We start from the raw sequence: 14569 nt of genomic DNA, 5'->3' as shown, positions 1-14569 counted from the left end.
ACCGTTGCTACGCGGCCATATTGGCCCCGTGTGTGGGAGATCGAGCGCTTACGGATTTCCTTCGGTAGTACTCGCCGTCGGATCCTCGCCGTCGGTAGCGCGCTGGACGCGCAGATCGAGCGCGATATCGCGTCTGGACCAAAGGCGGGCAGCAGAGAGCAGGTTCGCGAATCGACCACCGTCGGCTGCGTGAGCGTCGACTCAGCGTGGCTGAGCTTTAGCAGCAGCCCCAAGAGCCGCAAGGCGGAGCGCGACCTTGCGGAGCTGAAATCGCCTTGGGCGCAGAAGCTGACGCGAGATCGACATGTCAGCATCGTTGCGGGCCGTGCAACTCTTGCTGATCACACTTCCCGTCTCTACGCGTATGTGCATAAGCTGGTGCCATCGGCGGCCGCGCGGTTGGACCAATTTCTGTATGCAAGCGACGTGGCTCCAGACGAGCGGGTCACCGTGATCAGCGATGACGCTGGCGAATTCGGCAAGGCTGTGGACGGCAGCCAGCTCGCCAGGGGAAGGATCCTGGACTGGTTTCACATCGCGATGAAGTTCAAGGCTGCCAAGAACTCGGTGTTAGGAAGCCAGACGGTGGAGCCCCACGAGCGAATCGCTGTAGAGACAGAGATCGATCACGCCAAGTGGCTGGTTTGGCATGGAAAGGGCCGACAATCGGTGTTCCGCATCAAGGCATTGGATGCCACGCTGTTGGCGAAGGAAGGCTATGAGCACTCGACGTTGTACTGGAACCTGCGCCGCCTGTACTTCTACATCGAGAACAACGCCGGTACGCTTGTGAACTATGGCATGCGCTATCACAAGGGGCTGCCGATCAGCAGCAGCATTGCCGAGTCCGCGGTGAACCTGGTGGTCAGCCATCGCATGGCGAAGAAGCAACAAATGCGATGGACGGACGAGGGAGCGCACTGTCTGGCACAGGTCAGAGTTGCTGTTCTCAACGAAGAATTCTCGGTTAAGAAACTTGCCGTGTTGACCAAGACTTCTGCAGCTGCGAACTCGCCGAATGCGCGCCGAGCGGCGTGATTTGACCTCCCACAGTTTGGTTCACTCTCCATCAATTTTTCACGCTTCCGATCGGGTGAACTGTTGTACTGGGGCGGGTAACAGATCCCCCGCCTCCGAGGCCAAGACCGAACGTAAAACCGCCTTCATAGCTAGATGGATTCCAGGACGCCTTGGTCGGGTCTTGATACACATCGAAACCTCCATACGGCCCTAATCCAGCTCCAAAACTTGCCGTATTGAACGGGCCTCCTAGATCCATAATCGTACCTGCACCGGGATACGACCCCGCGCTAACGCCAATTGAACCAGATCCTCCAAACCCTACGCCAGGTATGTTTTTTTGATTGAACGCCGTGTACCACCCTAAGTTTCCGTTGCCGTCTGCTGCGACACCCACCCCGCCTGCGTAGGTAAGGCCGCCCAAAGTCACGCTACCGGACAACCCTATGTGCGCAGCCCAATTGTTCAGCGTCTCATTCTGCGCCGAAGTCACTGCGCCCTGAACATTGAGTCCGAGCACTCCCGCGACGCTACCGCTCACCAGCGTTTCGATCGCCGTCAAGGCAGCAGGCGTGATATTGCCTTTCGCGTCGATGATCGGATTCAGCCCTGCGGACAGCGCCCCGCCAATGGCACCATCTACAGCACCCGACACGTCCTCTGTTGGCGGCACCTCGCAAACCGAGACGCCATCGGGCTTGGCGAGCGCACATGCCCCGACGCGGTCTTGCTATCCGAATTTTTTGCCCCGACGCGCTTTTTCAGCTCGCACGCACAACGACCGCGAATTGCGCAAACCGGATGACCGCGTCGCGATGCTCTCGCACGCCATCCTGCGGCGGCGGTTGAGTAAAAATTTCATTGGTGAGTCTTCAAGGCCTATTTTTTCAGGCGCTCACTTCGTGGCTCACGCCATTTTTGATATCTGAATTCCAGATAGGATGTCGCCACTAGCATCCACCATCCAAATCTTGTCACAATATCTCGACTACGTCTAAACGCCAGAACTGCCGCCGTCCTTTTCGCCCATAGATTCCCGCGACAAGCAGCCTGTTTAAAAAAATCTTGCGCGATATCGTAATTTCGCTCGACCCCTAACCCTTTGGCGTAAAGGTCTCCAAGTCTGAGGATGGAGGGCGCGTAATCGCGATCCCTGCCAATTGAAAATACTTCGCGAGCTTCCTCGTAATTTTTTCTACGCAAATAAAAATAGCCAACTGGAAGCGTCGCGACAGCAGATCCCGCCTCAATAGCCTTGTGATACCAGAATTCTGCCTGCGCAAAATCGGGCCCACCATCACTATCAGATCTGTATTCATACCGACTTCCCAAGTTCACCATACTCAGTATTGATCCTTGGTCGATTAGTAATCTATATGCTGCCTCAGCCTCCGAAAAACTCAAGATCGAAGCAGCATGCGCCAAAGCTGATGCGTCGGGCTCCTTGTTCCACTCCTGCCACTCCAAGGAAATCTTAGTTTTCTTCATGGTGATCATTTTTTAGGAGGCCCCTGCGTAAATGGGTCCAGCACAACAGGAGCTATGACATTTTCCTTCAATTCTTCCTGCAGTGTGTCCGCAGGCAACGTGAGTCCATATGAAACATCGTCAACAACGTTGCCAGGAGCAAGCGGTGTCAAGAAACCGAGCGCGACAAGTATGTGCTTGAGGTCATTATTTTCAACCTGGTTTTCTGCCGCTGTCGCCGCACCGGTCACATTTTGACCCAGCGCACCCGCGATGCCGCCACCAGCCAGCATCGCAATCGCCGTCACAAGTGCCGCCTGCTCCGGCGTCGGCGGCGCACCGGTCGGATCGATCTGGCTGATGATGTACGGCGAGATGACCGCGCTCGTAGCCCCGCCAATGGCACCACCCGCGCATCCTGAGCCGAGTGCTGCTGAACTGGCGCACCCCAGAACCGCATGACTGGCAATGCTAGCTATAAGATTCGGGTCGCTGCCCGTCGAGCCGAACTCACCGCCGATCGCAAATGCGCCAGCCGCCGCGGCACCTCCAACTAAATCGCTCTTGAAACTATTGAGGAAGCTCCCCCCTTCGATTGCGGTCTGCACTCCAGCGGAAATGGCAGACGTGCCGGCAATAGCGAGTGCTTGCTCCGGCAGATTCGATGCCGCCACCGACCCCGCCGTTGTGACGGTGCCACCAAGTTTGCTTGCCGCCGTGTTGATCCCGGCGAGCGACCCGAGGCTGTTAGACGAGACCTGATCTCCGAGGCCCGACACGCCGAAACCCGACGAACTATCATACGTGATGCCGTTCGTCAGTCCCGCCGTGATCGCCGCAACCGCACCCGCCTCCGCAATCTGGCCAACATTCAACCCATTGCCACTGAAGGCTTGACTCGAAGCACTCCCCATCATCGCGCTGATAGCGGCGATCTCGATCGCTTGAGCAACCGTCATCTGCCCCACTATCACCCCTAACGCGGGCGCCGCAGCCCCCGCTGTCACAATCGACACTGCCACCGCAATCGCCATCACAACCACAGGCGGCACGCCTCCGCCCTCAGCCGTGAAGCTCGTGTGCAGGTTGTCCTGCACCGTACTCTGTGTAAAGTTGTTGCCCAAGCTTTGCTGCAACTGCGCCAGTACCTGCTGCGTGCCCGCCTGATCGACTGTCCCGTCTGCATTGAGCTTCTGCAATGCACCGCCGACCTGGTTCAGCGTCTGGACATTCAGGTCCATATTCGCCGCGCTCATGAACCCGCCCGGCTGAACCACCGTACCCGTCGTGTCCGAGTAACCGGCACCGGCGATGTACTGCCAGATATTCCCCACGTTGACTTGATTAGCCTGGTTCGTCAGGGTGTTGGTGTTCACCGTCAAGGTGCCCGAAGCGCTGATCGTCCCCGTGTTCAGGATGCTGCCCTGGCCGCCCTGATTGAAGTTCAGCGTCACGTCCTGACCGACGATATTGCCGCCCACCGACATCGCACTCGTGTTCTGCGGCAGATACACCTGCGGCATGAGCGCGGTGATCATCGGACACGTCGCATTGCCTACCGTCTGGCACGACGGGTCCGGCACGGTCTGCTCGACATACCAAAGCATCGGCTCGTCGAGCGCGTTGATCTGCGTCTGCGTCAACGCATCACCAAGCTGAAGATTGTTCGTCTCCGCGTATTGCAGTGCGTTCTGGTACAGGATTTTCTTCTCCTGCTCCGTCACCGACAGATCGTTCTTACTGTCGTAAGTCAGCCCACTTATGAAACTCGCCTGCCCCGTCTGTTGCAACGCCGCCTGTTGCAACAGCACGTCCTCTTCCTGCGGGTTGTAGTAAAACAGCGTCGAACTCGGCTGCAGGCTCGGCGGAAGGTTGTTCAGCAGATCCTGCGGGCTGAAGGCTCCAATCGCCGAACTACCGAGCGAATTGTCGACATACGAGGCCTTGCCAGCCACCGCCGTAGGCAGCGCAGCGCCGATCGAACGTGGCGTCGAAAGATTCAACCCTGGCAAGTCGACCGGGCTAAGCGAAATCACCTGTGATGGCGCATTCACTTTCGGTGTGTACGTGTTCGCAGTCGTGATCCCGTTGATTAGCTTCTGCCCGGTCAGCGTGACTGAGGTGCCGATCACGTTACCGACGTTCTGGATCTGTCCGCCGGATGTGATCGACAAATTCGGCGCCTGGATCGTGGCGGCGATGTTGCCGACCGGCGTCGGCGGGTTGATCGTGCCGCCCGTACCGGTGTATGCGCTGCCGTAAAGCGCTGTACATTCGGCGACTGAGCCGCACGCCCACACATCGTTGCGTTTGTCGCTGCTGAACAAACCCGTTTCCTGTACCCAATGCGAGTGCCAGTACGCATTCAGCGTCTGCGCTTCATTGATGACAGGACCCGCCACCGAAATTGTTGCTGTGTTACCTGCGGAGATCAAGCTACCGATGTTGGTCAGGCTACCCGCGCTGATGCTCAGGTTGTTGCCCGCACTGATCACCGATGAGCTGCCGGACTGCTGGTCGACGTAACCCTCGCAGTAGCTTTCCTTATAACCGCCCGCAGTCATGCAGCCCGAATATTGCTCGTTCGAACCATAATTTTCGTGGACTGGCACGGGCGGGGGTAACGTGTTGGTAATGCCGCCCGACACGTTCAAGGTAATGTCGTGGCCCGCAATGATGTTGCCCGACGTATTGTTGAGCGTCCCCGCGGGCGTAGTTGAACTCGCGGTCGAGCCAACTCCGCCCACCACGAGGTCGTGCCCGGCGATCAGGTTGCCAAACGTGTTGTTGATCTGGCCGGCCGCGATGACGAGGTTGTTGCCTGCGTAGATCGTCGCGTCGTTCTGGTTGTAACTGAAGGTGGTGGTCGTTGGGTTACCACCGCGTGTCTGACCTCCCGTATTGCATTCGAGGCTAGGCACGCCCGAGGCACAGCCCGTTTGTGTCGAAGAATTTTGCTGGTTGCCGCCTTGGTTTGTTACCGACGCGCCGGAGATGTTAACGTTGTTGCCGGCGTAAAGCATGCCTGCGTTGACGAGTGCACCGCCCGTGATGTTCATGTCGTGACCGGCCGCGATCATGCCAGTCGGTGATGACCAGGTCGAACTCAGCGGTGCGGAAGGCGCGCTCGAATTCGCGTTGATCGCAATGGTCGTCGGGGCGACATAACGGTCATTGTTCGGGTTCACGGTCGAACCCAGGGCAATGGTTCCGAGTGCTCCTAACGCACTAAGGAACGCCGCGTACTGAGCAGCGTTCACGCTCTCAACGCCTGCCGTTTGCACGGTCGGAGAAACCCCGCCGTTACTGAGCGAGCCGATATTGAGCGAGATGTCGCCCGATGCGGCGATCTGACCGCCCCGGTTCGACAGGCTTCCGGCAGTGAGCTGGATCGAATTCCCGGCCGAAATTACCCCCGAGGTTCCGGGCGTCTGCGTCGTCACGGTCTCCGAAATGGACGGAAGCGTGAACGTCTGTTGAGCGACCTGCGTTACACCGCCATTTTGCATCGCCGCCTGCGAACTTGATCCATCGACGTACCAATTGCCGTCGCTCATCTGGTCCAGCGTGACTGTGCCGCCTGCCGCTTGGCCCGATGTGAGCAGCGCGCTGACGTCCGCGGGACCGGTCGAGTAGACAGCGTGAGCATGATCCAGACTCCCCGCCAGGGTGCTCGACGTAAGAGTGCCGATCGATCCCGACAACAGAAACGACGGATCACTCACCGTCTGCGTGGCCGTCTGCTGACCGGTCGGCGCCGTCTGATCGTTGACCACGGCCGCAGCATTAATGCTGATGTTATTCCCCGCGAAAATCGATCCGCCTGTGTTCTGCAACGTGCCGCCAAGGCTGAAATTGATGTCGCCCTTCGACTGGGTCGTCGCACCGGTGTTGTCATAGCTGCCACCGTTGACAGACAGAGTGGTACCCGCTTCCACCGTCCCGCGATTGGTCGTATCACCATTGATCGTCAGGCCGTTGTCCGCGTGCAAGAGCGCGCCGGCAGCGTTGCTCACGGTGCCGTTGAGCGTCACATCGGAGCCGATCAACTGACCGCTGTTGTTGAATACACCTTGCGTCGAGATCGTAAGCGGCGATGACCCGGTGATCGTTCCCGTATTGGTCACGCCACTTATGCCATAGAGGCTCACGCCCTGCCCGCCATAGTTCCATGTGCCGGAAACGCTGATAGCAGCCGCCGTGATCGACAACTGCCCGCCCTGGCTGATCGTGCCCTGCTGCAGCGGATCGAACGACACGCTACCCGCGTTGATCGCCAGGTTGCGCTGCGCGAGCATCTGCCCGCTTGAATTGGCCAGCGAACCGTCGCCACCGTTGATCGTGAGCGACAAGTCGCCAGTTGTCGGGCCGCCCGCCACGTTCGGATTACCCGCGAAAATCAGGCCGTTCTGGTTGTTGAGCGCCCCCGTATTGATGGCGAGCGAGTTAAGTCCCATCAGCGAGCCGCCTGCATTCGACAGCGTGCCGCCAACCGTCACGTTCGTAGCAGAGCCGTTGACCAGGCCCGCGGTGGTCAGGTTGGATGCATTGAGCGTGGTCGTCGATGTCGACGCGAGCGATCCGCCGCCCGCATTCGTCAGGTTCGTCGCCGACACGAACAGTGCACCGCCCGACAACACCTGGCTCGCGTTATAAAAACCGTTTTGCGAAACCAGCGATGCATTACCGACCACCGCCACTTGCGAACCTGCCAGCGTCAGTTGGTTGGACGCGTTCGCGGTCAGCGAACCGCCTGCGATCAGGTTGCCCAGTGTGACGTTGGTGCCCGAGAACTGCTCGTTTTGTGACGCGATGATGGTCGCGCCGCTGGCATCGAGGGTACCGGTGGCCGAGACGTTCACGCTCTTCGAACCACTGATCGTTCCGGTCAAACCGACGTTCGCACCCGACAGGCCGACTTGCCCGACGACTGTCGTGTTGCCGTTCATGCTGAGCGTTTGTCCTGCATGCAGGTTCGCATCGCCATTAGCCGACACGCTGCCGACTGTCACGTTGCCGTTCACACCGTTGATGCTGACCGAACCCGCGGATGAAACCCCAGCGCCTGCGTAGACGCTGTTGCCGGCCACCGCCGTGAGATTTCCGCCGCTGATCGCAGCGCCGTTGAAAGTCACGTTCCCAGAATTGGACGTGACGCCCACGTCACCGACCGCCGTCGTCGCTCCAAGCGAAATGTCGCCGTTCGCATTCGCGTGAAACTGGCCTGCGGTCTGCACTGCGCCGGTCGAAATGCCGGCCCCCGCGCTCACGCCGATATCGCTCTCGAACGTAATCGCGCCGACGCTGACCTGCCCCGCCGCCCCAATGCTCGCGAATCCGAGACCGAGCAACGGTCCGCTCGCGCTGATATTGCCTTGCGCATTGAGCGTGGTGTTGCCGTTCACCAAGGCGCTGTTCACGCCGATCGAGCCGCCTGCAGTCGCGCTGAGATTGCCGCCGCTCGTGATCGCTCCCGCGACATTCAGATTCCCGGTCGAGGCCGACAGCGCTGTGCTCCCGTTCGAGCTGATTGACGACCCGGCGTTAAGGTTGCGTCCGGACGCAACGGTCAGTGCGCCCGAGCTTGTTACTGCACCCTTAAGGTTCGCGTCACGCGCGGCCGTGACGCTCGTAGCCGCACCGGAGATCGTCGCGCCATTGACGGTTACATCACCGGGAGCGCTCTGGCCTTTCGCTTGCAGCGCAAGCGTCGTCCCGGCTTGCGCTGAGCCGACAGTAAGCCCGTCGCCGGCCGTGGCGTTCAACGCGCCGTTAGTGGCCACGGCACCCGCGACGTTGATCGACCCACCTGCACCGATGGTCGCTTGTTGGCCGGATGCGATCGAGCTTGCGGTGAGATTCCGCCCTGCGTTGATGCTACCGATGTTTTGTGCGCCGACCGCCCCGAGCACCATGTTGCCGCCCGAGGTGAGCGTCGCATTGCCGCCCGCGGTCGCACTTGCGAGCGACATCGCCTGGCCGCCCGAGACGATCAGATTGCCCTGGGTGGTGAGGTTGGCTGCGCTTACGTTACCCGTCTGCGCGGAGAGCGTCAGATCACCGGTCGAGTTGATGTCGCTGACCGCTGCGGTGCGTATCGCCTGGACGGTCGTGGCGCCGCCGCTGTTCAATGCCCCGGCTGCGTTCACATCGCGAGCGCCGTTCAGCGCGATCGCGCCGAGCGCCGTGCCGCTGCCGAGAAGGGAGACGTCACCGCCGCCGCTTTGCCCGTGTGCGGTCACATTCAGCGCACCCGTGATAGCTTGCGCTGAGCCAAGTTGCGCGTTGTTTGCGCCAGTGACATCGATGCTCGCGCCCTGCAAGGCCCCGCTCAATACCACGTTCTGGCCCGCGCTAATGTTCGCGGCCTGCGCGAACGCCATCGTTCCGGCGCCGCTCACGTTACCTGCCGCGGACAGTGTCCCGTTCTGTTGCCCCGCCAGCGTGCCTGCGACCGAGATATCCCCTCCGGCCTGGAGGTTCATCTCGTTCACGGCCGAGGCCTGGCCGCCGATCGTCGTGTCCAGTCCCGACGTGATCGCCAATGCGCCGTTCGTGACAGCACTTCCGGCGATGGACGCATTACCCGTCTGAGCCGTGACGCTCAAGTCCCCGACCGACTGCACGGATCCGCCGATGGTCGCGTTGCGTTGTCCGCCGAGCGTGACCGTCTGCCCGCCCGTCAACGCACCCGATACGGACACGTCCCGCGCGGCGTTGATCGTGACTACCCCCGGCGCACTCGCCGTGCCGGTAATCGATGCGTCGCCGCTGCCCGCCAGACCGTTGGCGTTCATCGTCAACGTGGTGGCGGATGCAATGTTGTTCAGAGTCGCATCGTTGCCGCCGGTCGCATTGACTGTGTTCGCCTGGAGCGACCCGGTGAGCTCGAGGTTACGCCCTGCGGTGAGTAACGCGTCTTGCGCGAAGGCTTGCGTGCCGCCGCCCAGCACATCGCGTATGGCCGTGATCGTGGCGCCCGCTTCACCGACCGTCACGCCGTTCAGCGTTACGTCGCGCTCAGCATTCAGCGTCAATGCGCCAACGGCGCTCGTGCTTGCGCCGAGGATCAAATCCTGACCGGTGCTCGCGTTCAACGCCGCACCACTGTTGATACCGCCCGTCGCGTCAAGATTTCCTTGCGCCGCGAGCGTCATGGCGCCAGTCGATTGCATCGCCCCCGCTACGCCGATGTTGCCCTGCGCCGTCATGTTGAGCGTCGTGCCGCTTGCAAGCGTCCCGCCAACATTCGCGTCGCCGGCCGACGTGATCGTCGTTGCGCCGTTGGACGTAGCGCTTCCGCCTATCGATACGTTGCCCGTCTGCGTGCTGATGTTGAGGTCCGTGCCGGCGCCCACTTTGCCCGCAACCGCAGCATCCTGAGCCGCCGATAACGTGGTCGCACCGTTCGACAATGTGCTGCCACTAACCGACACATCTCCGGTCTGAGCCGTGACGCTCAAGTCGCCTACCGACTGCACCGCGCCGCCGATTGTCGCGTTGCGACCGGCGCTCAGTGTTACGTTCGGGCCGCCCGTCAGCGAACCGCTCACCGACACGTCGCGCGCAGCAGTCACGTTCACGGCGCCCGGCGCGGCGGCCGTACCAGTGATGCCTGCATCGCCTCCGCCCGCCTGACCGTTCGCCGCAACGCTCAAGGTACTTCCCGAGGTCACTGTGTTGAGCGACGCGTCGTTGCCCGCAATGGCCGCAACCTGATTCGCCTGCATCGAACCTGTCAGACCGATATTTCGTCCTGCTGATAATCTCAAGTCTTGCACTACGGCCTGGGTGCCACTGCCGAGCAGATCACGCGAGGCTGAGAGCGTCGCGCCCGCCTCGCTGACGATTGCGCCGTTCAGCACTGCGTCGCGGCCTGCGTCAAGTGTCATGGAGCCGACCGAACTGGTGGCGCCTCCCGCGTTCAGATCGAGACCCGTCGTCACGCTTAACGTGCTTCCGCTCGTGACAGCGCCGGTCGCATTGAGATTGCCCTGGGCCGTGAGATTCATCGCACCGGCCGATTCCACCGTGCCGCTCACGCCGATGTCGCCTTGCGCGGCAATACCCACGGTTGCCCCGCTCGACAACTTGCCCGCGACGGTGGCATCACGCGCGGCGGTGAGCGTGACCGCTCCGTTCGCCAGCGCGTTGCCGGCAATCGACACGTCGCCGCCTGGCGTAGTACCCGCTGAGCCGGCAGGCACGCTACCGTCGGCCTGCAGGTTGATCGTGCCAGCCGAGGAGATGTTGTTGAACGCCGCGCTGTTGGCCGCGTGCGCTTGTACAGACTGACCCTGTACCAGGCCGCCCTGCGCGATGTCGCGCCCGGCGTCGAGCGTCGCCGCCTGCATGAAGGTGAGCGTCCCCGCGCCGCCAATATCGCGCCCTGCCGTGACAATGCCCTGCCCTTGCCCGGCAAGCGAGCCGGTAACATTAACGTCGCGCGCCGCGTTGAGCGTGGTGTCGAGCGCAGTAGTCGTCGCGCCGCCGAGGTTCACGTCCGAACCAGCCTGCACAGTGAACGCGCCATTGCTCGCGATCGTGCCCGTCGATCCGGCGTTGCCGGTAAGCGCCGTGAGTGTCGTATCGCCCGCTGACTGGATCGAACCGCTGACATTGATATTCTGGCCAGCGCTGAGCGTGACTGCGGCACCGCCCGTGACTGCTCCGGTCACGTTCAGGTCGTTAGCCGCGGAAAGCGCGAGGCTTGAGCCGGCTTGCACATCCTGCAAAGACGCCGAGCCGCCGGCGCTCGTCTGCACGGTCCCGCCGCGCAGCGACCCCGTCAGGTTCGTGTCACCACCGGAACTCACGTTCGCGGCAAGGCCGAAGGCGCTTGCGACGGCACCCGCAATCGTGCCGCCCGCAGTCAGTGTGCCGTTACCCTGCGCGACCACCGAACCGTTCATCGTCAGGTTCTGGCCCGCGTTCACGGTCAGGTCGCCAAGTGCCGAGGTGCCTTGCGTGCCGAGATCCACCGATTGCGCCGCATTCACGAGCAGGTTGCCGCCGGACTGGATGCCGCCGGTACTCGTCAATGATCCGGCAGCGTTCAGTAACGTTACATCGCCGTTCGACTGCACCGTGCCGGCGATCGACGTATTCCCGCCGCTCGTGATGCCGAGCAGGCCTGCAGTTTGCAAAGTGCCATTGACGGCGACGTCGCCGGCTCCCGTCAGTGAACCGGTCGACAGTGAGCTGACCGTGCCGTTGACGGTGACCTGACCGCCGTTGGCCGCGACCTGCAGCGCCGCGTTCGCCTGCACGTTGTTGAGCGTCACCGACTGTCCCGCCGTTAGCGACACCGCGGCGCCCTGCAGCGAACCGGTCACGGACAGGTCGTTCGCTGCATTGACGGCAGCGTCCTTCACAAAGCCGCTGCTGCCGCCCGCGATCACGTCGTGCCCCGCGTTGAGCGTCGCACCGCCCTGCCCGGCCAGCGTGCCGCCGATGGTCAGGTCATGTCCTGCTGTGAGCGTGGTATCGCCGACCACGCTCGTCCTGCCCGTCAACGCGACATCCTGAGCGCCATTGACGACAAGGTTGGCCGCGCCATTGAGCGTACCGGCCGAGTTCGCGCTGCCCGTCGCTGCGCCAATCGTCAGATCGCCAACGGCCTGCACCGTGCCCGTACTGGCGACGGCAACGTTGCGCTGCGCATCGAGCGTCACCTGCGAGCCACCCGCCAACGTGCCGTTGACGAGCACGTCACGTGCAGCTTGCACGTTCGTCGCACCAACTACCGCAGCATTGCCGTTGAACGTCACATCGCCACCACCCGCCACACCGTTGGCCGCGACGTTGAACGCGCCGCCCGCCTGCACGTCCGCGAGACTCGCGTTGTTGCCTGCACTCACCCGCAGGCCATTGGCCAGCAGCTTGCCGGTGAAGGCGACGTCCTGACCGGTCGTCAGCGAGCCGCTCTGGCCGAACGCCAGCGAGCCGCTTCCCGTGAGATCGCCTTGCGCGCTGAATGCGCCATCCTGTTGGACGATCACGACTCCCGGCACATCGAGATTGCGGCCTGCCGTGACCTGGGCGTTGGTGCCCACCAGCAGCGACCCCGCCACCGAGATGTCGCGTGCGACGTTAGCCGTGAGCGCCGTACCGCTCGCCAGCGAACCGCTCACCGTAAAATCCCGCCCCGCTGCCACGGTAACGGCGTTCTGGGCGGTCGCCTGCGCGGCCACCACCGTGTCCTGTCCCGAGCTCAAGGCGAGATTGCCGCCGCTCTTCACGGTCGAATTCGTTGCGATATTGCCTTGTGCCGCCGTCAGCGCGAGATCGCCCGAGCTCTGCAACGCAGCGTTCACATTGACGTTGCGTTGCGCGGTAGCCTGCAACGTGCTGCCGTTGGTCTGGCCATTGAAGTTGACATCTCGCGCGGCCTGCAGCGTCGTCGCTGCGCTGACGACGGAAGTGCCCTTGAGATTGATATCGCCTGCACCATCGTTGCCTTGCGCCGTCACCGCCAGCGCGCCGCCGCTCTGCACGTCGCCGAGCGTGGCGTTCGCGCCCGCTGCAATCGCCATATCGCCGTTAGACTGCGCGTTCGCCAGATTCACGTTCCCGCCGGCTGTCACGGCGAGCTTGCCGCCTGACTGGATCGTGCCGGTCGAGGCGACATCGCCGTTCGCATTGATCGCATAGCCACCGATGCCGATGTGCGAACCCGACATCGATACATTGCCGCTTGACTGCAGCGTCGCCTGCTGCTGCGCCGCAGTCCCCGCCACTGAAATATCACCGTTCGCCGACACCAGCAGTTCACCCGCGTTTGAGGCCAGTTGCGCGTCCGTGCGCACGCCCATGCCGGCAGCAGTTCCGATCACCTGGATCTGTCCGGCCGTTATTGCACCGTACGCGGTGGCATCGATGGCGAGCCCGTTGTTCGCCTGGCCATTGGCGAGATTGATCGCAGCGCCCGTGTTGGCCGCGCCGTTTGCCGACGTCGCGTAGGTCGTGCCGGTATCGGTCACGGACGAAGGCAACACGAACTGACGGCCGGCAATCACATTGATGCGCGAGCCTGCGTAAAGCGGCGCATTAACGCCGATGGTTTCTCCGATCAGGTCGATAGTGCCGACCGTGCCTTCGATTCCGGCACCCGGGCCGTTCACGCCTGCGTTGCCTTCAATCTGGATATGCCCACCGGTCACGCTGTAACCGACGGCCTGCGCATTGCTGAAGTCGCTAACGGTACCGTTGAGGTCGCTCAGAAACTGCGGCGTGCCCGTCGACAGCGTGACGCCGATGGTGTTCGTAAAGCCGGTACCGCGCGTCGTAATGCCGTTCGGGTTCGCGATGATGACCGTCGCGGGTGCGCCGAACACTTCCAGCGGACCGTTCAGCAGACTCGCGTAGGCGGCGCCTGTCGACGTCACCTGGTTGACGATGACGCTCGCAGTGCGGCTCGACAAATTAGGATTTGCCTGGAGGTCTCCCCCTGTGAGCGAGGTACCGGACATCAGGCTGTTGTTAAGAATCAGACCGACCGGGTCGATATTGAAGCTCTGGTACTGGTTCAGCGATATACCGGCTGCGTTCGGCGCCGTGATGTTGACGACAGGCACACCGCCGCCCGCACCCGTGGTCTGCGTGATCTTTGGCTGGAACGAGATCGGCGCGGCGGGGTCGACGATCGGCGTGGCCTGTGCCTCCTGCATTGAAAAACGCACCCGCAGCGCGGCCAGATCGACAATGCGCTGCCATGCGTCGTCATCCAGGCGCCGGCTGCCTGCGGCCAGTACGCCGGCCGCGTCCCGGCTCTGCTCGAACGTCGCTGAAAGCGGTCCCGCGAACAACGTCAACGCGACCAGCGCCGACACCGCACGCTGCCACCACCGGTATGCACGCAACGGTGCGCGAACGGACCACCACGGTCGTGCCGGATGCCGGTTCTCGTCTCGCAGCTCAGCCTGTACCTGACGGCTATGCTCGAGTTTCCGCAAAGCGTTGCGCGTGATCGCGTTCATGATGATCTCTTTCTTATTCGTTTTTTTCTTCATGAGACTGGTTGACCGGCCAGCCTCATGGTTGCAACGGGGCAATCAAACCCGCCTAAGCCCTTTGCCCCCGC

4 protein-coding genes are annotated in these 14569 nt (G+C 62.1%); 1 reads left to right on the top strand and 3 read right to left on the bottom strand.

Translation table 11 applies throughout. From position 1 onward, the window contains the following. Positions 1 to 30: 30 nt before the first annotated feature. Positions 31 to 1038 (top strand): hypothetical protein, encoded by a 1008-nt coding sequence (locus ACSOSP_RS41320; RefSeq protein ID WP_455315501.1) that lies wholly within the window; start codon positions 31 to 33, stop codon positions 1036 to 1038. Between the two features lie 31 nt (positions 1039 to 1069). Here ACSOSP_RS41320 and ACSOSP_RS41315 read toward each other — a convergent pair whose 3' ends face one another. The 3 genes from ACSOSP_RS41315 to ACSOSP_RS41305 all read right to left on the bottom strand — a co-directional run bounded on the left by ACSOSP_RS41315 (position 1070) and on the right by ACSOSP_RS41305 (position 14465). Further along, complete coding sequence (locus tag ACSOSP_RS41315) at positions 1070 to 1675, bottom strand: hypothetical protein (RefSeq protein ID WP_455315500.1); 606 nt, start codon at positions 1673 to 1675, stop codon at positions 1070 to 1072. A gap of 224 nt (positions 1676 to 1899) precedes the next feature. Continuing rightward, a complete protein-coding gene (locus tag ACSOSP_RS41310) occupies positions 1900 to 2517 on the bottom strand; it encodes a tetratricopeptide repeat protein (RefSeq protein ID WP_455315499.1) in 618 nt (205 codons plus the stop codon). Then, a complete protein-coding gene (locus ACSOSP_RS41305) occupies positions 2514 to 14465 on the bottom strand; it encodes a beta strand repeat-containing protein (RefSeq protein ID WP_455315498.1) in 11952 nt (3983 codons plus the stop codon). Before ACSOSP_RS41305 ends, ACSOSP_RS41310 begins: the two co-directional genes overlap by 4 nt. Positions 14466 to 14569: the final 104 nt, after the last annotated feature.

It is taken from the genome of Caballeronia sp. KNU42 (assembly GCF_053760385.1).
This window is presented reverse-complemented; position numbering and strand designations above follow the sequence as displayed.